Annotated in this window: 18 protein-coding genes and 1 tRNA gene; 8 read left to right on the forward strand and 11 right to left on the reverse strand. The window is 63.9% G+C overall.

The window, feature by feature from the left end; all coding sequences use genetic code 11:
- Positions 1–3: 3 nt before the first annotated feature.
- Together IG197_RS09260 and galE are read right to left on the reverse strand one after the other, a co-directional pair.
- Positions 4–1,254 carry a D-amino acid dehydrogenase gene (locus tag IG197_RS09260; RefSeq protein WP_192318395.1) on the reverse strand — a complete coding sequence of 417 codons (1,251 nt, stop codon included), beginning with the start codon at positions 1,252–1,254 and terminating at the stop codon, positions 4–6.
- Positions 1,255–1,463: 209 nt separating this feature from the next.
- Positions 1,464–2,459, reverse strand: coding sequence for a UDP-glucose 4-epimerase GalE (gene galE, locus IG197_RS09265; protein ID WP_192318397.1), 996 nt, complete (start codon positions 2,457–2,459; stop codon positions 1,464–1,466).
- Positions 2,460–2,707: 248 nt separating this feature from the next.
- Between galE and hemA the strand changes: the two genes are divergently transcribed.
- Entirely contained in the window at positions 2,708–3,985 is a 1,278-nt protein-coding gene (hemA, locus tag IG197_RS09270) for a 5-aminolevulinate synthase (protein ID WP_067965385.1), read from the forward strand.
- A gap of 84 nt (positions 3,986–4,069) precedes the next feature.
- On the opposite strand, the gene IG197_RS09275 is transcribed toward hemA, so the two are convergent.
- Both IG197_RS09275 and mscL read right to left on the reverse strand, forming a co-directional pair.
- Complete coding sequence (locus tag IG197_RS09275; protein WP_192318399.1) at positions 4,070–5,236, reverse strand: pyridoxal phosphate-dependent aminotransferase; 1,167 nt, start codon at positions 5,234–5,236, stop codon at positions 4,070–4,072.
- A 114-nt stretch (positions 5,237–5,350) separates the two neighbouring features.
- Positions 5,351–5,773, reverse strand: a complete 423-nt coding sequence (gene mscL, locus IG197_RS09280) for a large conductance mechanosensitive channel protein MscL (RefSeq protein WP_067965388.1) — start codon at positions 5,771–5,773, stop codon at positions 5,351–5,353.
- Between the two features lie 214 nt (positions 5,774–5,987).
- Between mscL and IG197_RS09285 the strand changes: the two genes are divergently transcribed.
- Positions 5,988–9,482 (forward strand): PAS-domain containing protein, encoded by a 3,495-nt coding sequence (locus tag IG197_RS09285; protein WP_067965390.1) that lies wholly within the window; start codon positions 5,988–5,990, stop codon positions 9,480–9,482.
- A 55-nt stretch (positions 9,483–9,537) separates the two neighbouring features.
- Here the strand turns inward: IG197_RS09285 and IG197_RS09290 are convergent, their stop codons facing one another.
- Positions 9,538–10,194, reverse strand: coding sequence for a response regulator transcription factor (locus tag IG197_RS09290; RefSeq protein WP_067965392.1), 657 nt, complete (start codon positions 10,192–10,194; stop codon positions 9,538–9,540).
- 154 nt (positions 10,195–10,348) lie between these two features.
- The gene (locus tag IG197_RS09295; protein ID WP_154387156.1) at positions 10,349–10,786 is read right to left on the reverse strand and encodes a hypothetical protein; all 438 of its coding nucleotides are present in this window, start codon (positions 10,784–10,786) and stop codon (positions 10,349–10,351) included.
- A gap of 112 nt (positions 10,787–10,898) precedes the next feature.
- Here IG197_RS09295 and IG197_RS09300 point away from each other — a divergent pair, with 112 nt between their 5' ends.
- Both IG197_RS09300 and IG197_RS09305 read left to right on the forward strand, forming a co-directional pair.
- Positions 10,899–11,246, forward strand: a complete 348-nt coding sequence (locus IG197_RS09300; protein ID WP_192318401.1) for a DUF952 domain-containing protein — start codon at positions 10,899–10,901, stop codon at positions 11,244–11,246.
- Positions 11,243–12,319, forward strand: a complete 1,077-nt coding sequence (locus IG197_RS09305) for a quinone-dependent dihydroorotate dehydrogenase (RefSeq protein ID WP_067965397.1) — start codon at positions 11,243–11,245, stop codon at positions 12,317–12,319. The genes IG197_RS09300 and IG197_RS09305 overlap by 4 nt, the downstream gene beginning before the upstream one ends.
- Here the strand turns inward: IG197_RS09305 and IG197_RS09310 are convergent.
- Positions 12,295–13,692, reverse strand: coding sequence for an MATE family efflux transporter (locus IG197_RS09310; protein ID WP_182575993.1), 1,398 nt, complete (start codon positions 13,690–13,692; stop codon positions 12,295–12,297). The genes IG197_RS09305 and IG197_RS09310 overlap by 25 nt on opposite strands.
- Before the next feature lie 78 nt (positions 13,693–13,770).
- Between IG197_RS09310 and IG197_RS09315 the strand changes: the two genes are divergently transcribed.
- Positions 13,771–14,667: a histone deacetylase gene (locus IG197_RS09315; RefSeq protein WP_192318403.1), complete on the forward strand. Its 897-nt coding sequence runs from the start codon at positions 13,771–13,773 to the stop codon at positions 14,665–14,667.
- A gap of 60 nt (positions 14,668–14,727) precedes the next feature.
- Here the strand turns inward: IG197_RS09315 and IG197_RS09320 are convergent, their stop codons facing one another.
- Positions 14,728–15,024 (reverse strand): DUF6460 domain-containing protein, encoded by a 297-nt coding sequence (locus IG197_RS09320; RefSeq protein WP_182575995.1) that lies wholly within the window; start codon positions 15,022–15,024, stop codon positions 14,728–14,730.
- 327 nt (positions 15,025–15,351) lie between these two features.
- On the opposite strand from IG197_RS09320, the gene IG197_RS09325 reads away from it, so the two are divergent.
- Entirely contained in the window at positions 15,352–17,190 is a 1,839-nt protein-coding gene (locus IG197_RS09325) for a diguanylate cyclase domain-containing protein (protein WP_210346904.1), read from the forward strand.
- 17 nt (positions 17,191–17,207) lie between these two features.
- Here IG197_RS09325 and IG197_RS09330 read toward each other — a convergent pair whose 3' ends face one another.
- Complete coding sequence (locus IG197_RS09330; RefSeq protein WP_192318413.1) at positions 17,208–18,194, reverse strand: UDP-glucuronic acid decarboxylase family protein; 987 nt, start codon at positions 18,192–18,194, stop codon at positions 17,208–17,210.
- 104 nt (positions 18,195–18,298) lie between these two features.
- Between IG197_RS09330 and IG197_RS09335 the strand changes: the two genes are divergently transcribed.
- Positions 18,299–20,122, forward strand: coding sequence for a glycosyltransferase (locus IG197_RS09335; protein WP_192318415.1), 1,824 nt, complete (start codon positions 18,299–18,301; stop codon positions 20,120–20,122).
- Between the two features lie 93 nt (positions 20,123–20,215).
- Positions 20,216–20,289: transfer RNA gene (locus IG197_RS09340), tRNA-Gly, on the forward strand.
- Between the two features lie 136 nt (positions 20,290–20,425).
- Here the strand turns inward: IG197_RS09340 and IG197_RS09345 are convergent.
- Together IG197_RS09345 and IG197_RS09350 are read right to left on the reverse strand one after the other, a co-directional pair.
- The gene (locus IG197_RS09345) at positions 20,426–21,208 is read right to left on the reverse strand and encodes an ABC transporter substrate-binding protein (protein WP_192318417.1); all 783 of its coding nucleotides are present in this window, start codon (positions 21,206–21,208) and stop codon (positions 20,426–20,428) included.
- Between the two features lie 109 nt (positions 21,209–21,317).
- Positions 21,318–22,406, reverse strand: a complete 1,089-nt coding sequence (locus tag IG197_RS09350; protein ID WP_192318419.1) for a 2'-deoxycytidine 5'-triphosphate deaminase — start codon at positions 22,404–22,406, stop codon at positions 21,318–21,320.
- Positions 22,407–22,520 lie beyond the last annotated feature (114 nt).

The raw sequence follows: 22,520 nt of genomic DNA on the forward strand, positions 1-22,520 counted from the left end.
GACTCAGCCCCCGTAGACCAGCCCCTGTGGATCGATGTCGGGCTTGCGGCCGGCCACCAGGTCGGCAAGGAACTTGCCGGAGCCGCAGGCCATGGTCCAGCCGACATGGCCGTGGCCGGTGTCGAGATAAAGCCCCTTGTAGCGGGCCGGGCCGATTACTGGCACCGAGCCCGGCATCATTGGCCGGAGACCGGCCCAGACCTCAGCCTTTCGCGGATTGAAGGCGCCCGGGAAAAGCTCCTGGCCGGCCTTGAACAGGCGGGCGAAATCGCTCGGCTTGTAGCTGCGATCGAAGCCGGCGAACTCGGCGGTCGCAGCCAGCCGCAGGCGATCGCCAAGCCTGGAATAGGCGATCAGGTTGTCCTCATCGGCGCCGCCCATCGTCGGTCCCTTTTCGGGAGCATCGAGCGGCACTGTCGCGGTGTAGCCTTTGACCGGATAGACGGGCAGGTCGATGCCATGGCGGCGACCGAGCAATCCACTCTCGGGCCCCATGGCGATGACCACCGCATCCGCTGTGAGCACGCCGGCTTGCGTCTTCACCCCAGCGACGCGATCACCCTCGACGACCAAGCCCTCGACAGTGGTGTCGAACTTGAACGTCACACCCAGCCGCTCCTTGGCATAAGCGGCGAGCTTTTCGACGAACATGCGGGAGTCGCCGGTCTGATCCACAGGCGAATAGACGCCGCCCGCAATACCGTCCTTGGCGGCCGCCAGGCCGGGCTCCAGCTCAACCATGCGATTGCGGTCGACGATCTCGATCGGCAGGCCGTGTTTTGCGAGGAAGCGGTAATTCTCGCTGCCTTCGTCGAGGCTCTTCTGCGAGCGGAAGAAATAGAGGATGCCCTTGCGCCGGTCGTCATAGCCGATGCCGGCTTCGTCGGAGATCTCGTTGATGCACTGGCGCGAATAGAGCGCGAGCCGGAGCTTGACTTCGCTGTTGGCGCGCAGCCGCGCCGTCGTGCACTGGCGCAGGAAGCGCAGGCTCCAGGCATAAAAATAGGGGTCGAGCCTGAGCCTGACCTTGATGCCGAGATCGGAGGTATAGAGCGAGCGGATGAGGGTCTTCAGCGCCGCCGGCGAGGCCCAGGCGGTAGCGTCGCCCGGCGAGACCAGGCCGGCATTGGAGTAGCTCGTGCCGCGTGCCGCCGCCGGATGGCGTTCGACGACGGTGACCTCATGGCCGTCGCGCGCCAGGTAATAGGCTGCTGCCGTTCCGACCACACCTGCGCCGAGAACCAGTATCTTCATGCTGCCACCCCATAGAGCGTCGTGCAGTGCCCCTGGCACGCGGAAAGGACGCTCCAACTCTTTCTTGCGCATCGGCGATGCCGAGGATTGGCCGATGCACCAGGGTCTGGCGGGAACCCTTCACCGTGCGGGGTCACGCCCCTTTGCCACCCATAACGCCTGGCGCTGCAATTATCGAGACGGGGCGGCGGATATCCACCACCTGCAGCTTATATAACGGAAGAGTTCTTGCGGCTGAGCAGCCGTTCCCAGTTCAGCGCGTCGCCGACGATCGCATCGAGATCGTCATGCTTTGGCGCCCAGCCGAGTTCGCCGCGCGCCAGATCCGAATTGGCAACGACAGAGGCCGCATCGCCCGGGCGGCGGACAGTCATCTCGACGGCGAAGTCGGCGCCATGGACGCGGCGCACGCTGTCGATCACTTCGAGCACCGAATAGCCGTGGCCGTAGCCACAGTTGGCGACGAGGTTGCCGCCACCGGCGCGCAAGCGCGCGAGCGCCAGGCGGTGCGCGGCGGCGAGGTCGGAAACATGGATGTAGTCGCGCACGCAGGTGCCGTCAGGGGTCGCATAGTCTTCGCCGAACACCTGCATCGAGCCGCGCTTGCCGAGTGCGGTTTCGCAGGCGACCTTGATCAGATGCGTCGCACCCTTGGTCGACTGGCCGGTACGGCCCTTGGGATCGGCGCCGGCGACGTTGAAATAGCGCAGCGCCGTGTAGGTCAGTGGGTGGGCCGCCGACGCATCGCGCAGCATCCATTCGCTCATCAGCTTGGACAGGCCGTAAGGCGATTCCGGCGCAAGTCGGGCGTCCTCGACCACCGGCTCCATGCCAGCGGCGCCATAAACGGCAGCGGTCGAGGAGAAGATGAAATGCTTAACCCCTTCGCGCACCGCCGCCTCGATCAGGCTGCGCGTCTTGCAGGTGTTGTTCTCGTAATAGCCGAGCGGATCGGACACCGATTCCGGCACGACGATGGAGCCTGCAAAATGGATAATGGCGTCGACGCCATGCTCGCGGATCAATTGACCGACGAGATCCTTGTCGGCGACGTCGCCCCTGACCAGCGTGGCCTCGGGCGCCACCGCCCAGTCAAAACCTGTCGACAGCCGGTCGAGCACGACGACCTTCTCGCCCGCATCGAGCAGCTCCCAGACCATGTGGCTGCCGATGTAGCCGGCACCGCCCGTTACCAATACCGCCATGACAACACTCCGCATCGCATCCGTCGCGCTCTGTGTAGCCCGACAATACCGGCAAATGCGAGATAGGACTTTCGCGGCGAGATCACGTTGACCATTCGGTCGCAGTGGAATTTGATCCACATCAAGGGACTTTTCGGCGTTCCGTGGTCGTTTGGGACGTCGAGGGCGTGGCATTTTGACCAGAAACGGTCGATGGACGCCGAACCGACCGTTGATTATGCTCATGGTTGAAAAATTGGGACGTCCATATGAACTACCAGCGGTTTTTCGAAGAAGCGATCGACCAGGTCCACGCCGAGCGCCGTTATCGCGTGTTTGCCGATCTCGAGCGCATCGTCGGCAAGTTTCCGCGCGCCATCTGGCGTGCCAACGGCAAAGCCGAGGAAATCACCGTCTGGTGCTCGAACGACTATCTCGGCATGGGCCAGCACCCCGACGTGGTCGCTGCCATGCAGCAGGCGGCCGGCAACATGGGCACCGGTGCCGGCGGCACGCGCAACATTTCCGGCAACAACCATCCGCTTGTCGAGCTTGAGCATGAGCTCGCCGACCTGCACGGCAAGGAAGCCGGCCTCGTCTTCACCTCCGGCTTCGTCTCCAATGAAGCTGCCATCTCGACCATCGGCCGGCTTCTGCCGAACTGCCTGATCCTGTCCGACGAGCTCAACCACGCCTCGATGATCGAGGGCGTGCGCCGCTCGGGCGCCGAGAAGAAGGTGTTCCGCCACAACGACGTCGCCCATCTCGAAAGCCTGCTACAGGCCGCCGGCCGTGAGCGCGCCAAGCTGATCGTGTTCGAGAGCGTCTATTCGATGGATGGCGACATCGCCCCCATCGCCGAGATCGCCGACCTCGCCGAGAAATACAACGCCATGACCTATATCGACGAGGTTCATGCGGTTGGCATGTATGGCGGCCGCGGCGGCGGCATCACCGAGCGCGAGGGCCTCGCCCACCGCATCGACATCATCGAAGGCACGCTGGCCAAGGCTTTCGGCACGCTCGGCGGCTACATCACCGGCACGCGCAGCGTCATCGACGCCGTACGCTCCTATGCACCCGGCTTCATCTTCACCACCGCCCTGCCGCCATCGATCGCAGCAGCAGCGACGGCGTCGATCCGCCACCTGAAGACCTCGCAAGCCGAGCGCGACGCCCAGCAGCGCCAGGCGACGCACACCAAACAGGTACTGGCGGACGCCGGCCTGCCTGTCATGGAGTCGGCAACGCACATCGTGCCGATCCTGGTCGGCGATCCTGAGCTGTGCAAGATGGCCAGCGACCGCCTGCTCGGCGTCCACGGCATCTACATCCAGCCGATCAACTACCCGACCGTGCCACGCGGCACCGAGCGGCTGCGCGTGACGCCGACGCCGTTCCACAGCGACGCGCTGATCGCCGAACTCAAGGCAGCACTCGTCGAGACCTGGAACGCGCTGGGCATTCCCTATCGCACCGAGGGCCACACCGAAGTTCCCAAGAGCGAGCGCATCGTCTCGCTGCTGGTGCCGCAGTCGGGCGGCTGATTGCAGCTCATCTCATTCGATAGGCCCGGAACCGATCAGGTTTCGGGCCTTTCTGCATCTTGAGCCTTGGATCCGCCGGTCGGGCTATTGCTCACCGATCCACCTGGCCAGCCGCTGCGATGCCTCCTCGACCTGGTCGAGGCGGCGGTGGAAGCACAGACGCAGGAACCCCTCGCCGCCGGCGCAGAACGCGGTGCCGGGGGCAACGCCGACCGCAACCTTGTCGACGATGTCGAAAGCGGCAGCCTCCGCATCCTTCATGCCGTCGACGGCAAAGAACAGGTAGAAGGCGCCCGGCGGCACGCTGAAACGCACCTTGCCGGTCTCGCCCAGGATCCTGCAGACGATGTCGCGCGCCTTGTGGGCACGTTCGACCTGCTCGGCGATGAAGGCATCGCCCTCGTCGAGAGCGGCAATGCCGCCACGCTGCATGAACTGCGCCACACCGGAGCTCGAATATTGCACCAGATTCTCGAAGGTGCGACTGAGCGACGGATGCGTCTTCAGCCAGCCGACGCGCCAGCCGGTCATTGCCCAGTTCTTGGAAAAGGTGTTGACGAACAGGATCCTGTCCTCCGGATCCATGATGTCCATGAACGACGCCGAACGGCGGCCATCATAGTGGAACAGTGCATAGATCTCATCGGCAATGATCCAGAGGTTCTTCCGGCGCGCCAGGTCGAGGATCGCCTGCAGCGTCTCGCGGTCGGCGGTCCAGCCGGTCGGGTTGGACGGCGAGTTGACGAAGATCGCCCTGGTGCGCGGCGTGATGGCGGCAGCGATCTTCTCGACGTCGCAGCTCCAGCCATTGTCGGTCATGTCGAGCAGCACCGGCACCGGCCTGACGCCGGCAACGCCTGCCGCGCCGGCAAAGTTCGGCCATGCCGGCGCCAGATAAATGGCTTCGTCGCCGGCGCCCGCCGTCACTTGCAGCGCCATGGTGATCGCCTGCATGCCACCGATGGTGACGATGAATTCGTTGGCGCCGAAGCTCTTGCCGAAATGGCGCTGGTAGTAGCGTGCGATGGCCTGGCGCAGTTCCGGTATGCCGGCCTGCCAGGTGTAGAAGGTCTCGCCATCGGCAAGCCCGCGCGCTGCCGCGTCGCTGATGAAGGCCGGCGTCGGCATGTCGCTCTCGCCCGACCACAGCGGGATGAGCCCTGCGCGGTCACGGCCATAATTGGCCACTGCCTCGATGCCGCTCATCGGCGCGCTGCGGGCCTCAATGCGAACGGCGTCGAGAAGGCTCATGGTCACCCCAGGCTTGAATTGCTGCTTGGGCTTAGTCCTATCGTGCCGGCACAAACGAAAAAACCCCCGGTGGTCCAGCCAGCCAGGGGTTTTCGCGATGCCAGCTTTCGCAGGCTATTTCTTGGCGAGCAGGTCGCGGATTTCGGTCAGCAGCGCGACATCGGCGGGCGGAGGACCGGCCGGCTCGGCTGCCTTCTGCTTCTCCAGGCGCTTGCGCATGGTGTTCACGCCCTTGACCATCAGGAAGATGATCCAGGCAAGGATCAGGAAGTTGATGACGACAGTGAAGAAGTTGCCATAGGCAAACACCGCGCCCTGCTTCTTGGCTTCCTCAAGCGACACGGCCGTCACCGACGATGACAGCGGCAGGAAGTAGTTCGAGAAATCAAACCCGCCGAATATCGCACCGACGATCGGCATGATGATGTCCCCGACAAGCGAGGAAACGATAAGGCCGAAGGCGCCGCCGATGATCACGCCGACGGCGAGATCCATCACATTGCCCTTGGCAATAAATTCCTGGAATTCCTTTAGCATTGAACCCTCCGTTCACGATCTGCAAAAAGGCGAATCGTTCCCCGCCAACCGTCGCCGCACAGCGTCACCATAGCAAAAACCGCCGGTTGCAAAACCCCGCCCCGCAAGCGCCGACGCGGCCAGTCTAGGAGACAAGGATAATGGACATGCCGGCGCAGCTGTGATTGCCTCACTGCATCGGAAACAGACATTTCCGAGGGAGTGAGAACCAAGAGTGCAGGGCCTGGCCGTCGTCCTCATCGCCGTCGCCTATGTGACGCTGTTGTTCGCCATTGCGAGCATCGGTGACCGCCGGGCCGCGAACTGGGGCCCGGGCCGGCCGCGACCGTTCATCTACGCGCTCAGCCTCGCCATCTACTGTACGTCCTGGACCTTCTTCGGCTCGGTCGGGCTGGCATCCGAGCGCGGGCTCGAATTCCTCGCCATCTATGTCGGCCCTGTGCTGGTGTTCATGTTCGGCTTCCCGCTGCTCAGCCGCATCATCAAGCTGGCCAAGGCCGAGAAGATCACGTCGATCGCCGACTTCCTCGGCGCCCGCTACGGCAAGAGCTTTTCCGTCGCCTCGATCGCCACCCTGATCGCCACGGTCGGCGCCATCCCCTACATCGCGCTCCAGCTCAAGGCGATATCGGGCTCGGTCAGTCTGATGGTCGAGCACTACACCGGCTCACCGCCATCCTTCGATCCCTTCGTCAGCGACATCTCGCTGATCGTGGCGCTGCTCTTGGCACTGTTTGCCACCCTGTTCGGTACCCGCCATGCCGACGCCACCGAACACCAGAACGGGCTGGTGCTGGCGGTCGCGGTCGAGTCGATCGTCAAGCTCGTCGCCTTCCTCGCCGTCGGCCTGTTCGTCACCTTTGCGCTGTTCGACGGCCCCGGCGACATGCTGAACAGCTTCGGCGCCACCGAACAGGTCGGCGATGCCATGAGCTATGGCACCTCGCTCGGCACCTGGCTGGTGGTCACCTGCATAAGCGGCTTTGCCATCGTGATGTTGCCGAGGCAGTTCTACGTGATGATCGTCGAGAACCGCAGCGAAGACGAGCTGCGCAAGGCGACATGGGTCTTCCCCGCCTATCTCGTGGCGATCAATCTGTTCGTGCTGCCGATAGCCTTTGCCGGTCTGGCCGTGGTCGGCACGGCCACCACAGGTGACCTCTACGTCCTGTCGCTGCCATTGTTCAAAGGCCACGACTTCCTCGCCATGGTCGCCTTCATCGGCGGTCTCTCGGCGGCAACCGCCATGGTCATCGTCGAAAGCGTGGCGCTGTCGATCATGATCTCCAACGATCTCGTCATTCCGATCTTCGTGCGCCGGCTGGTCAAATTGAAGGCCGGCGACACCGAGGACTGGTCGGCGATCATCCTCAACATCCGCCGCGCCTCGATCTTCATCATCCTGTTCGTTGCCTTCCTTTACTATCGCGAGAGCACCACCAACACGCGCCTCGCCTCGATCGGCCTGATGTCGTTCGCGGCGATCGCGCAGTTCGCGCCCTCCTTCATCGGCGGCCTGATCTGGCGCCGCGCCAATGCAAGGGGCGCAGCGCTCGGCATGGCCGCCGGCATCGCTGTGTGGTGTTACACGCTGCTGTTGCCGACGCTCGCTTCGCCGGATACGGCGATCCTCTCCGAGGGCCTGTTCGGCATCGAGGCACTCAGGCCGCAGGCGCTGTTCGGCACCTCGGCCGAACCGCTGAACCACGGCGTGCTGTGGAGCCTGGCGATCAACACGCTGTTCCTCGTCCTCGGCTCGCTGTCGCGCGCCTCGGTGCCGCTCGAGCGTATCCAGGCCTCGATCTTCGTGCCGCGCGACTCGAGCCCGATGCCGTCGCTGCGCCGCTTCCGCACGGCGATCACCGTCAACGACCTCAAGGACACCATCTCCAGATATCTCGGCGTCGAGCGCACCGAACGTTCTTTCCAGAGTTTTGAGCGCGACAGCGGCAGCAAGCTGAATGGCAACGACCCCGCCGGCATGGACGTCATCCGCTTCTCCGAGCAACTGATGGCAAGTGCCGTCGGCTCCTCGTCGGCGCGGCTGATCCTGTCCCTGCTGTTCAAGCGCGGCGACAACTCGGCCAAGGACACGTTCCGCCTGCTCGACGACGCCACCGAGGCGCTGCAGCACAACCGCGACCTATTGCAGATCGCGCTCGACCAGATGGAACAGGGCATCACCGTCTTCGACCAGGATTTCCGCCTGATCTGCTGGAACCGTCAGTACCGCTCGCTATTCGACCTGCCCGACGAGATGGGCCAGGTCGGCGTCTCGATCGACCGCATCCTTGCCTATCTTGTCGCCCGCGGCGACATCCCGCCGACGTCGCGGCTCAGAACGCTCGACAGGCTGACCAGCTTCGGCGGCCCCTGGCAGATCGAACTGACCACCAGCGGCCGGATCATCGAAATGAGCTCCAACCCGATGCCCGACGGCGGCATCGTCGCGACCTATACCGATATCTCCGCGCGCGTCGCCGCCGACCTCGCGCTCAAGCGCGCCAACGAGTCTTTGGAACAGCGCGTCAAGAGCCGCACCGCCGAGCTTACCCGCGTCAACGAGGAACTCGCCCAGGCGCAGATGCTGGCCGAGGAGGCCAATCTCGGCAAGACGCGCTTCCTCGCGGCTGCCGGACACGACATCCTGCAGCCGCTCAACGCCGCCCGCCTCTACTGCTCGTCGCTGATCGAGAAGGCCGGCAAGGGCAATGCCGGCATCGCTGCGCGCAACATCGAATCCTCGCTCGAATCCGTCGAGACCATCCTCGGTGCCGTGCTCGACATATCGCGCCTCGATGCGGGTGCGATGAAGCCTGCGGAAACCGTTTTTCGCCTCGATGGGCTGTTGCGCCAGATCGGCACCGACTTCCTGCCCATGGCCCGCGCCAAGGATCTCGAACTGGTGATCGTGCCGTCGACGCTCACCGTCAACACCGACCGCAACCTGCTGCGCCGGCTGATTCAGAACCTCGTCTCCAACGCCATCAAATACACCCGCACCGGCCGCGTCGTCGTTGGCGTCAGGCGGCGCGGCGAGCTTGCCGAAATCCAGGTCATCGACAGCGGCATCGGCATCGCCTCAGACAAGCTCGGCACCGTGTTCCACGAATTTACCCGCCTCGACGACGGCATGCGCGAAGCCCAGGGCCTCGGGCTCGGCCTGTCGATCGTCGACCGCATCGCGCGCGTGCTGAAGCTCGAGATCCAGATCGAGTCGCACAAGAGCAAGGGCACCCGCTTCTCGGTCATCCTGCCCGTCACCACTGCCGAGGAACTGCCAGCGGCGGCGGCTGCCCGGCCGCGCATCCAGGCCGCGGCCGCGCTGAACGGCCTGACGGTCGTCTGCATCGACAACGACGCCCGCATCCTGGAAGGAATGCGGCTATTGCTTGAAGGCTGGGGCTGCGAGGTGCGCACCTATTCGGGAACGGCTGCATTCATCGCCGGCGAGCCCGACGGACCGGCACCGGAAATCATCCTCGCCGACTATCATCTCGACGGCGAAAACGGTCTCGACGTCATTCGCTCGCTGCGCACGGTCTATGGCGAAGCGACACCTGCCGTGCTGATCACCGCCGACCGTTCCAACGAGGTGCGCGCCGCAGCCGACCAGCTCGATGTCGCCGTGCTCAACAAGCCGCTGAAGCCCGCTGTCCTGCGTTCGATGATGAACCGGATGCGGCGCATGGCCCACGCCGCCGAGTGACCCTGCTTTGCGAGCATGATCTATGCCGAAAACCGGCGTCCGCGTTTCGGGATGCTCACGCCGCCGGGCGCGGCTCGCCGCCGATCTTGGACAACAGGATGACGGCCTGGGTGCGGCTGTCGACGCCGAGCTTCTGCAGGATCGCCGAGACATGCGCCTTGATCGTCGCTTCCGAGACGCCTAGCTCGTAGGCGATCTGTTTGTTGAGCAGGCCCTCCGCCAGCATGCCGAGCACACGCGTCTGCTGCGGCGTCAGCGACTGCAGGCGCTTGATCAGGTCGGAGATTTCGGGATCGCGCTCGACGCCGAGGTCGATGTCACCGGGGGCCGATATTTCGCCCGACAGCACTGCCTCGATGGCGTTGCGGATGTCGTCCATGCTCGCCGACTTGGAGATGAAGCCGGAAGCGCCGAGCTCGAGCGCGCGGCGGATGGTTTCGGGGTCGTCATGGGCCGAGACGATGACGACGGGCACAGTCGCATGGATGCCCCGCAGCGAGATCAGACCGGAGAGCCCCGAAGCGCCGGGCATAGACAGGTCGAGCAGCACGATGTCGATGTCTTCATTCGCCGCAACGATCGCCTTGACGCTTTCGAAGTCGCCGGCCTCGAGCACGCTCGACACGTCGGCCAGCCCGGCAATAGCCTGTTTGAGAGCGCCGCGGAACAGCGGATGGTCGTCCGCGATGACGAACTTGTGGCCTGCTGGCAAATATCCCTCCCGAGGCCCCGACCGTTCTGTGCGTCTTGGACCGTCGGCCGTGATTATGCGGCCCGGTGGCGTCTTTTCAAGCAGCTAAAGTCAAATCGCCCGGTGAGTTGGCCGTTCATGCTCAACTTTCAGGCCGCCAAGGCACAAAATCCGCTCAGGTCTTGTTCGGTGCGGGCGCCATCTGTGGCGCCTGGTCTTCCTTTTCCATGTCCTTGACGATGCCCATGAAGCTGCGGAAGAAGCGCTCCATGTAGCCCATGCTCTTCTGGAACTCTTCCTCGGTCGGCAGTTTCGATTCCAATTGGGCTGTCAGCGAGTTCTCGAGTTTCACGATGCGTTCATCGAGCGCCTTCAGTTCGGACTGCACGCGGCCGAGTTCGTCCTGCAAGGCCGATCGCTCGTCGGCGGCCAGCTTGCAGACCAGCTGATTGTCGCGTTCCTCGCAGATCGACATCTCGCCGGTCTGGGTGTCCATGCGGACATATCCCTTGTCGGTCTTTTCCATCTGGTAGCGCTGCGTTTCGGCGGCCAGCGCCGGTCCGGCACCGAGGCCGGCGATGAAGGGAATGAGCATCAAAAAAGCGCGGCGCATAGCTGTCTCCATTCGCGGACGGTGCGCATTGTCTGAAAGCATTGGGCCCAAATTGCGGTGGGCAATGAAAGCTGCCCTTTCCCGCATCATGCTTTCAGCCTATAGCGCCCGTATGACGAAGACCATCTACAAGATCTGTCCCGAAGCGATGTGGCGCGAGGCCGAACGCAGCGGCATCTTCACCGGCGCGCCGATCGATCTCGCCGACGGCTTCATCCATTTCTCGACTGCTGAACAGGTGGTGGAAACCGCCGCCAAACACTTCACTGGGCAGGCCGACCTGCTGCTCATTGCCATCGACGCCGAGCGCCTCGGCCCGGCGCTGAAATACGAGGTCTCGCGCGGCGGCGCCTTATTCCCGCATCTCTATGCCCAGCTCGAGGTCAGCGCCGCCAAATGGGTTCGCCCCCTGCCGCTCAACGCCGACGGCGCCCACGATTTTCCGGAGCTTGAAGCATGAGCGCATTCGACCGTCTTGGCCGGCATCTGCTGTTCAGCTTCGATGCCGAGACCGCACACGGGATGTCGATCAAGGCGCTGCGCTGCGGCCTGCCGGTCGGCGGCCGCGCCCCGCGTGATGCCCGCCTGCGGCTGAAGATCGCCGGGCTCGACGTTCCCAATCCGCTCGGCATGGCAGCCGGCTACGACAAGAACGGGGAGGTGCCGGACGCCTTGCTCGGGCTCGGCTTCGGCTTCGCCGAGATCGGCACGGTGACGCCGCTGCCGCAGGCTGGAAATCCCAAGCCGCGCATCTTCCGCCTCGTCGAGGACGATGCCGTCATCAACCGGCTCGGCTTCAACAATGAAGGCCATGACGCCTGCGAAAAGCGCCTCATTGCCCGCGCCGGCCGGCCCGGTATCGTCGGCGTCAACATCGGCGCCAACAAGGACAGCACAAACCGCATCGGTGACTATGTGCTTGGCGTGAAGCGCTTCGCCCGCCATGCCTCTTATCTCACGGTCAACATTTCGTCGCCCAACACGCCCGGTCTGCGCAACATGCAGGCACGCGAACAGCTCGCAGAGTTGCTGGCCAGCGTCATGATCGCCCGCGCCGAAGCTGGCCATGCCGTTCCGATCTTCCTCAAGATCGCGCCCGACCTGCACGAGGCAGAGCTCGAAGACATCGCGGCCGAAGTGACCGAAAAGGCGATCGACGGCGTCATCGTCTCCAACACCACCATCACGAGGCCTGCGCTGCGCAGCCCGGCCCACACCGGCGAGACCGGCGGCCTGTCCGGCAAGCCGGTGTTCGCGCGCTCGACGGCGGTTCTTGCGCGCATGCGCAAGCTGCTTGGCCCGCAGCGCGCCATCATCGGCGTCGGCGGTGTCGACTCGACTGACACGGCACTGGAGAAGATCCGTGCCGGCGCCGACCTCGTCCAGCTCTACACCGGCATGGTCTATGCGGGCCCGTCGCTGCCGGCGCGCATCGTGCGCGGCATGTCCGACTTTGCTGCGCGCGAAGGCCTCAAGAGCATCTCCGAGCTGCGTGACAGCAAGCTCGATCAGTGGGCCGCGACACCGCTCTGAAACGTTGCCCGCGCCCTGGGCTTCAGGATCGCCAGCAGGCACAGGCCGCGCACGATCAGCAACAGGTGCAGGGCTGCCCATAGCCCGGCATTGCCGTAGGCTGAGGGCAGCACCGCAAGTGCCGCGATGAACACCAGCAACGAGATCACCATCATGTTGCGCATATCGCGCGACCAGGCGGCGCCAATGAAGATGCCGTCCATCTGGAAGGCAAGCACGCCGCTCAGCGCGGTGAATGCCGCCCAGGGCAGGAAGGCGATGGCTGCGGCGCGCACGTCCTCGGCCGTCGAGATCAACGCGATCAGGTCGGCGCCGAAGATCATGAGTGCCGCCGTCATGCTGCCGGCCAGCGCAAAGCCCCAGATCGAGCAGAGATAGACCGCCTTGCGGAAAGCCGGCTCGTAGCGCGCGCCAACGGCGCGGCCAGCGAGCTGTTCGGCAGCGGCGGCAAAGCCGTCGAGGAAGAAGCCGGCAGCGATGAAGAAATTCATCAACACCGCGTTGGCCGCAAGGGTCACCGTGCCGAACTGGGCGCCCTGGCGGGTGAACAGCGCGAAGGCTATGAGCAGCGACAAAGAGCGGATCATGATGTCGCGGTTGAGCACGAACAGTCGCTTGAACGCGGCGGCATCGAAGATGCGCCGGCGCGCCAGCCTGGGCTCGCGCCCGAAACGCCGCAGCAGCACCGCCAGTCCGATGACCATGCCGGCAAGCTCGCCGGCAACGGCGGCCCAGGCAACACCTTCGACGCCCCAGCCGAAATGCAGCCCAAGCAGGATGGAGACGACGATGTTGACGCCATTGAGCGTCGCTTGCAGAAACAGCGCGAAACTGCCCTCGCCCCGCCCGAGGATGTAGCCGAGGATGGCGTAGTTGATCAGGGCAAAGGGCGCGCCCAGCATGCGGATACGGACATAGTGGTCGAGCGTCTCGTTGACGCGCGGCTCGGCCTGCATGAACCACTGCCCGGCAAGCGAGGTCAGTGGTGCAGTCAGCGCCAGCACGATGCCGGCAATCAGGGCGATCACCACGGCGCGCCAGAACACCGCCTGCTCTTCGGAGGCATCGCCGCGGCCGAAAGCCTGCGCCACCAGCGCCGTCGTGCCGGCACGCAGAAAGTTGAAGCTGGTGAAGACGACATCGAAGGCGACAGCACCGGCTGCCAGGCCGCCGAGCAGGGCGGCATCACCGAACTGCCCGACGACGCCGGTGCCGACAAGGCCGATGAAAGGCGTGGTCAGATAGGCCAGGGTCATTGGCACGGCAATCGCCAACACCGAGCGGTTGGTGACGGAAAAAGGCGTCACGCGGCCCTCTGGCGATGCGTATTCCAACGAAAGTCCTCCCAGTTGCCGAATCTCCCTAGGGCACATGCCCCGGTTTCCCCAACGCCCGCAACCATTTAAGTTACGGCAACAATCGATTTCGCCCTCCTGGTTCAGCACCCCTCCATGCCGCTTCAGATCGTCAGCCATCCCGACTACGATGCCGGCTTTGCCGCCGACCACCGCTTCCCGATGGGCAAATACACGGCGCTGATGGCACGGCTCGAAGCCCTCGGCCTGACCAGCGGGCTCAACCGGGCCGAACCGATCGCGCCGCACTATCTCAGGCTTGCGCATGACGCTACCTATGTCGACCAAGTGCTGACCTGCACAGTGCCGCACCATATCGAGCGCGAGATCGGCTTTCCTGTCGGTGAGCGCGTGTCGCGGCGCGCCCAGCTCGCCGCAGGTGGCACGCTGGCTTCGGCACGGCTGGCACTCAGCCATGGCATCGCCTGCAACGCCGCCGGCGGCAGTCACCATGCCCGCCGCGCCCAGGGCGCCGGCTTCTGCACCTTCAACGACGTCGCCGTCGCCGCACTGGCGCTACTCGAAGATGGGCAGGTCGAGAACATCCTGGTTGTCGATCTCGATGTGCATCAGGGCGACGGCACCGCCGAGATCCTTGCCAGCACTCCTTCGGTGTTCACTTTCTCGATGCATGCCGAAAAGAACTACCCGGTGCGCAAGGTCGCCTCGAGCCTCGACATCGGCTTGCCCGACAAGACTGGCGACGATGCCTATCTGGATGCTCTCACCGAAGCCCTTGCCGGCCTGTCACGACACGGCAGATGGGACATCGTCTTCTACAATGCCGGCGTCGATCCGCATCGCGAGGATCGGCTTGGCCGTCTAGCGCTGAGCGACGAGGGGCTGCGCCGGCGCGAGCGTCTCGTCATTGGGTACTTTCGCGGACGTGGCGTGCCATTGTGCGGGGTGATCGGCGGCGGCTATTCGACCGATGTCGCAGCCCTTGCCGCCCGCCACGCCATCCTGTTCGAAACGGCGGCCGCCTTCGCCTGAGCATGGCCCCGAAACGCATCAATCGCGTTTCGGAAAAGATCATGCCAGACGGGGCGGCAGCTATTTGCGGTAGCTGAACAGCCTCAGAATGATGAATGCCGGCACGACGATCGCGGCACCCAGCAGGAAGTAGCCGAGGAAGCGATCGACGGCGCGGAAGCCCATGCGCCAGATGTCGACGAAGAAATCGCGGATGCCGTAGATCACGTCGAAGGGCGACCAGCCGAAGGCTGACATGACGATGCCGACGAGGAAGGAGATGACCAGCAGCTTGATGAACACCCTGAGCGGGGTGTCGCCGAGAAAGCGCGTCAATCCGGACAAGTTCGATCTCCTGCGATTCGAGCCATCAGGCATATCGTGATTGCGCCACGCGCTTCAAGGTGCTGACGCCGATGCCACCCGCGCTGCACAACCTGCGATTCATGTGATCGGCAGACATTTCACGCAGGACGATACATCCGCGTTGACCTTTTGGAAAACATTCTCGGGCGATTAGCAACTTCTGATGGATCGTCGGGAGTTGAGCGCGCGGTGGGAATGGAGAAGAACTCGCAAGCCAAACGCGGTCTCAACAGCTACCTCATCGCCTTGGCATTGGCCTGCCTGCTTCCCGTGGTCGCAGTATCGGCTGTTGCGGTCTGGTCTGCCGGAAGCGCCTACAGGGATGCGGCAGTCGCGCGCTTGAACGACACCGCTCGCACGCTGGCCAATGCCATCGAAGGAGAGCTGAGCAGCCGCTTCGCCAACATGTCGGTGCTGGCGCAACATCGTGAGATTCCCGATCCCGAACCGCTCCCTGAGCCGGAACTGTGGGTGCTCGGCGCCGACAACAATGTGGCGCTGATCGCCAACGATCGCGTCCCGGCCTTGCGCGCCAGGTCGAACGCGGCGGCGGATGCCGCAGTGCTTGCCATGAGCACGCAGGCGAACGTTGTCTCGAATGTGCTTACCACAGGCAACGAGCCGCGCCTCGTGCTGGCTGTGCCCGCCCCTCCGGGCAAGCGCGGGGGCGCTGCCTACGTCATGTCGACGTCACCTCAAGACCTTATCCAGACCTTGCAGCGCGGCAAGCGCGCGCCGACCGACATATTGGTGGCCGTCACCGACGGCAACGGGCGCATTCTCGCACGTTCGCGTGACGCCAGCCGGTTCATTGGCCAAGTCGCTCCGGACTGGCCCAAACTGGAGGCGCTTGGAACCAATGCCGGACTTTTTGCGGCAAAGACCATTGAAGGCCTGCCGATCATCCTGTCTTTCCAGAAGCTGGCTGGCACACCGGGCTGGGTGATCATCGTCGGTGAATCGACGACCGTATTCGACGCGCGCTGGCGCGACCCGATGTTCAATCTGATGTTGGGTGCAGGCATGAGCCTGCTGCTTGCCGTCTGCGTGGCGATGTGGCTCGGCAAACGCATCCTGCAGCCTGTGCAGGCGCTGGCCCGCTACAGCAATGCCATCGCCGATGGACAGGAGACGGAGGCGGCCTCGGTTGCCCCATCCTCAATCCAGGAATTCGAGATCCTGCGCCAGAGCTTTGCCAGGGCCGAAAATGCCCTGCGCAGCGAAAAGCGCCGCTATCGCACCATCGCCGAAACGGGTGCCATTGTGCTGTGGCGTCGCGACGGGGATGGCAGCGCTGGCCTCGCGACCGGCTGGGAGCAACTCACCGGCCGGCCGGAAAGCGAGGTCGAGGGCCAGGAGTGGACCAACGCCATCCATCCCGACGATCGCCCGATTACCTCCGCCGCCTGGGCCGAGGCGCTCAAGCAAAACACGCCGCTCGATGTCGAGTTCCGTCTCAAGGTCAGCGACGGACGCTGGCTCTGGGTTCGCTCGCAAGGTGCCCCGGTGTTCGACACAGACGGGCGCATCATCGAATGGGTCGGGCTGCTAGAGGACATCGACGAACGCAAGCGCGCGCAGGCCGACATCGCCTATCTGGCGCATCACGACACGCTGACCGGGCTCGGCAATCGCATCCTGTTTCGCCAGCAGCTCGAACTGGCGGTCGGCAATGTCCGGGATGGCCGCGCCCGCGCCCTGCTCTGCCTCGACCTCGACCTGTTCAAGCAGGTCAACGACACGCTCGGCCACCCTGTCGGCGACGCGCTGCTGTGCGTGGTCGCCGACAGGCTGCGCGGCTGTGTCGACGCGGCGGATTGCCTCGTGCGCCTCGGCGGCGACGAATTCGCCGTCATCCAGAATGACAGCCGACAGCCGGACGCTTCGGTTTCGCTCGGCTGCCGCATCGTCGAGGCGCTCTGCGCACCCTACGACATCGGCGGTCACCAGATTTCCATCGGCGCCAGCGTCGGGGTCACCTTGATCGGCAACGACAGCAGCGACATCGGTACCTACTTCAAGCGCGCCGACGCCGCCCTCTACCGCGCCAAGCAGGACGGCCGCGGCCGCGTCTGCTTTTTCGATCAGGTCGAGTTGCTCGCCGATATGGTCGAACTGGCCAAGGGCGGTTCGGTGCAGGCGAAGGACGTCGCCGAGCGCAGCAACGGGCGCGCCTAGGCCGTCGCCAGTCGCGCTCAGGAAGCAGCAGCCACCACGCCACCGTCCTTGATGTGCGGTTGAGCGTCTATCAGTTCCTGGAAATAGGCAACCGTGCGCTGAAGGCCCTGCTCCAGCGGCGTGGCGGGTCGCCAGCCGAGAGTACCGGCCAAGGTGATGTCGGGCCGCCGCTGCTTCGGATCATCCTCGGGCAACGGCAAGAACTCGAGCCGCGACCTGCTGCCCGTCTCGGCCAGAACCGCGCGGGCGAGTTCGATCATCGAAAACTCCTCCGGGTTGCCCAGATTGACCGGTCCGGTGAAATCGCGTGGAGAGGCCATCAGCCTGATCAGGCCGTCGACGAGGTCGTCGACATAACAGAACGACCGCGTCTGCGTGCCGCCGCCGAAGATCGAGATGCTGTCGCCGCGCAACGCCTGCATGATGAAGTTGGAGACGACGCGCCCGTCATCGGGCTGCATCCTCGGGCCATAGGTGTTGAAGATGCGGGCGACCTTGATCTCCAGATCGTGCTGTCGCCGGTAGTCGAAGAACAGCGTTTCGGCGCAGCGCTTGCCCTCGTCGTAGCACGAGCGCGGGCCGATCGGATTGACGTTGCCCCAGTAGCTCTCGTCCTGCGGGTGGACGGCCGGGTCACCATAGACTTCCGATGTCGAGGCCTGGAGGATCCTGGCGCCTAGACGCTTGGCGAGGCCAAGCATGTTGATGGCGCCGAGCACGCTGGTCTTGGTGGTCTGCACCGGATCGCGCTGGTAATGGATGGGCGACGCCGGACAGGCCAGGTTGTAGATCTCGTCGACTTCGACAAAAAGCGGCTGGCAGACGTCGTGCTCGATCAATTCGAAACGGGAATGTTCGGCAAGGTGTGCGACATTGGCGCGCGCACCGGTGTAGAAATTGTCGACGCACAAGACATGCGTCCCTGCCGCGAGAAGCCGTTCGCAAAGATGCGAGCCAAGAAAACCCGCTCCACCTGTAACCAGTACCCGCTTTTCTGGACGCATGTCGGCCTCTGCTTTCGCTACAGGCATTGCTTGGCGGGCAAGCTCATGCAATGTCGCTCATGTTTCTACAAGTTCGGCATTTCCAGGCCAATAGGCGCGTTTGAATGAACTATTTCGACGGCAGCGCTTTCAGCAGGGACTGGACATCCCACCACATCCCGATCTGGGAAAAGTTGCTGCGCGAGCGCGCGCAGGAGCCGCTGCGGGTTCTGGAAATTGGCTCCTTCGAGGGCCGCTCGGCGCTGTTTTTCCTGAAGTTCCTGCCTAATTGCCATTTGACCTGCATCGACACATTCGAGGGCAGCGTCGAGCACAGGACACCCGGCTCGCGCCATCACACCGACATGAGCGAAGTCGAGGCACGCTTCGATGCCAACACGAAGCTCTTTTCCGACCGGCTCGAAAAGCTGAAGGCCTTCTCGATCGAGGCGCTGTCGGAACTGCAGCGCGAGGCGCGCCGCTTCGACGTCGTCTATGTCGACGGCGACCACCATGCCGCCTCGGCTTTCACCGACGCCCAGCAGAGCTGGGACCTGCTTGCCTCGGGCGGCATCATGATCCTGGACGACTATCTGTGGCAGCCGGCCAAGCCGGCCGCCGAGCGCCCAAAGCCCGGCATCGACGCCTTTCTCCAGGCAAGAGCAGGAGAGTACGAGGTCCTGCACAACGACTACCAGGTGATCGTCCGCAAGACCTGGAGCCCGTCCCGCGATGCCGCTTCAGGTTTCACCATCGGCGCGCGGAGCATCGACGAGGCCTCCGGCGGGTCGATCAAGCCACCCTTGGTCAGCTTCGTCGTCATCGCCTGGAACTATGGCCGCTACGTCGGTGCGACGATCGACTCGATCAAGGCGCAGGACTACCCGAACTTTGAGTGCCTGGTCATCGACAATGGCTCGACCGACGACAGCGTCGAGGTCATCGCCAGACATGTCGGCAATGACAGTCGCTTCCGTATCGAAACGCTGCCGGAAAATCTCGGCCAGCTTGGCGCGGCATTCTGGTCGCTCGACAAGATCAAGGGCGGCTTCGTCAGCTTCGTCGATGCCGACGATGTGCTGCTGTCGACCTACGCGTCGATGCATGTCCAGGCTCACCTGGCGCTGCGGCAAAGCGTTGCCTTCACCTCGTCCAGCGTCGCGGAAACGGACGCGGTGGGAAACATCCTGGCTGTCGCTGGCGGCGGCGCCGTCGACAGCCAGAGCCAGACGCGAAACTTGCATGCCGAAGCGTCCGTCTTCCGGCTGCCGACCGTCTCACAGCAGCACTTCCAGCAACTGTCGGCGCGGACCGTTCTCGTGCCGAGGTGGGCAAGCGGCTGGCAATGGAGTCCCGGTACGGCAAACATGTACCGGGCGTCGCACTTGCGGCTGGTCCGGCGCGGCGGCGAAGCCAGACACATGCGGGCGGCGGACGGCTACTTCAACTTCATGTGCCATGGCTTTGGCGGCAGCGCACTTATCGATGTCGTTCTGTCAGGCTACAGGCTGCATGGGGAAAACGCCTTCTCGAACCATGAAAGCTCGCCCTGGCTTCGGTCCGGGACGCCGGAATACTACCGGCTCGCCGAGGAAGCGACGCTGACCGATATCGATTTTCTCCTGGCCAATGCAGGCAGATATGCCTGGATGCTCGACGGCGGCTACTGGTCGGTGCTGGATCTCATCACCCGCGAAACACCCAAGCGACTGCGCAGGTTCTACGCCGACCGCAAGGTGTTCGCGGTCTTCCTGGCAAATGCACCAACACTGGCGGCCGAGTTTCGCTCGCGTGTCTTTTGCCGTGAAATCCTTGCCCGCTTTTCCGGCAGCCAGGCACGAAAGATCCTCCGCGCCGGATATGGCGGGAAGCTCAAGCAGCGCGCCTATGGCGAGATTGCACTGTCCGAGCTGCGCAAAGCGCTGTCGATCCTGCGGAAGCACAAATAACGTCGCCCGACGCAGCAGCCGAATTGCGTCGGTACTGGTACAACACGTTTCCCGATTGCCTGCCCGCAAGGCGAATGCTAACCAAGTGCCCGCGCGGGTATGATGTAATGGTAGCCTGTCAGCTTCCCAAGCTGAACGCGCGGGTTCGATTCCCGCTACCCGCTCCAATTTTTGCAGCAAGATCTTTCGCCCTGCCCGCAGCCAATCCGAGGCGGGTGCTAGCACATGCGTCTTGCGACGCCTGCTCCGGATACGAAAAGGCCGGACGCAAGCGCCCGGCCTTCGGTGTTCAGGTATCAGCGATCAATCCGCGCCATAAATATCGAAGTCAAAATACTTCGCGTTGATCTTGGCGTAGGTGCCGTCCTTGTAGATGGCGTCAATGGCGGCGTTAAGCTTGTCGCGCAAGGCGGTGTCATCGAGGCGGACGGCAATGCCGGTCTCGGATTCGGTGCCCTTGAGATCGCCGATCATCTTGCAGCAATCCTGACCGGTGGTCTTCATCCAGTCGACGAGCACGAACTTGTCGGCGACGACGGCGTCGAGGCGGCCATTGGTCAGGTCGGCCACGGCCTCGTCCTGCGTCGGATAGAGCTTCACGTCGGCGCCGGCCTTGGCATAGTGGTCCTCTGCATAGATGCTCTGCGTCGTCGAGGCCTGTGCGCCCACCGACTTGCCCTTCAGCGCATCGGGCTCCGGCGAGGTCAACTCGGAGGTCTTGAGCGCAATCAGCGCCAGCGGCGTGGTGTAATATTTGTTGGTGAAGGCAACCTGCTTCTTGCGTTCCTCGGTGATGGTCATCGAGGCGACGATGGCGTCGAACTTCTTGCCCTGCAGCGCCGGAATGATGCCGTCCCAATCCTGGGCGACGATCTCGCATTCGACCTTCATCTGAGCGCACAGCGCATTGGCGATGTCGACGTCGAAGCCGACGAGCTTGCCGTCGGCGCTCAGATTGTTGAAGGGCGGATAGGCCCCCTCTGTGGCGATCTTGAGCTTTGTTGAGTCCTGCGCCGAGGCACCGCCCGCCGCAGACAACAGCGCTGCCAGCGAAGCAGCGCAAGCGAACTTCCACGAAATCTGCATGATCCTCTCCATTTGCCGGGCACCCTTATGTCGGGCGTCCCTGCCCGCAGCCAAGCACAGCGGCTTGAAATGGACAAGCAGACTAAGGTCGGCAGGCCCTGACCTAAGGTCAGTCCGTACGGAAATGCTTTGAGAGCTTCAGTCCCTGAGCCTGATAGTTGGAGCCGAGGTCGGTGCCATAAAGCGCTTTCGGGCGTGCCAGCATGTGCTCGTAGACGAGGCGGCCGACGACCTGGCCGTGTTCCAGGATGAACGGCACTTCGTGGCTGCGTACCTCGAGCACGGCGCGGCTGCCGGTGCCGCCGGCGCCGGAATGGCCGAAGCCTGGATCGAAGAAGCCGGCATAGTGGACGCGGAACTCGCCGACCAGCGGGTCGAACGGCGTCATTTCGGCGGCGTAGAGCGGCGGCACATGCACAGCCTCGCGCGACACCAGGATGTAGAACTCGTCCGGGTCGAGCACCAATTCCTCGGCGCCATGATTGTAGATCGGCTCCCAGAAGTCGACGACCTTCTGGGCGGCGCGCTTGTCGACGTCGACGAGGCCGGTATGGTGCTTGCCACGATAACCGACGATGCTGCCGGGCGCACCGGCGAGGTCGATCGACAGCGCGATGCCGCCACCTGAAATGTTTGGCGGATCGATCGCCACCAGCCGGTCGGACACGTGCAGCGCGTTGAGCTCGGTTTCGGACAACAGCGCATTTCCCTTGCGGAAGCGGATCTGCGACAGTCGCGAGCCCTTGCGCGCGACGATCGGGAAGGTGCGCGGGCTGACCTCGAGATAGAGCGGGCCGGTGTAGCCGGCGGGAATCTTGTCGAACTCCTGGCCACGGTCGGTCATGACACGGGTGAAGATGTCGAGGCGGCCGGTCGAGCTCTTCGGGTTGGCCGAGGCCGATATCTCGGCAGGCAAAGCAAGACTCTCCAGCAGCGGCACGATGTAGACGCAGCCCGTCTCCAGCACCGCGCCATTGCTCAGGTCGATCTCGTGCAGCTTGAGCCGGTCGAGCTTGGCCTGAACCAGCGAATTGGGGCCAGGCAGGAAGGACGCGCGCACGCGATATGCGATGGCGCCAAGGCGCAGGTCGAGGCTCGCCGGCTGGATCTGGTCGGCATCGAGCGGCGACGCCTTGAGCGCGCCCGACGCAAACAGCGCCGCGATGTCCTGGTCTGGAAGAATGCCCGACTGCCGCAATTGCCTCACTCCTCTACAGCGCCACCAGCCCAAAAAGCGAGCCGGGGCCGCTGGATCCCGACCGTTTCCGGGCTCATGTGCGTGGCCCAAAACGTTTAGTCGTCCTCGCAATTG

This window comes from Aminobacter sp. SR38 (genome assembly GCF_014843375.1).
Classification (GTDB): domain Bacteria; phylum Pseudomonadota; class Alphaproteobacteria; order Rhizobiales; family Rhizobiaceae; genus Aminobacter; species Aminobacter ciceronei.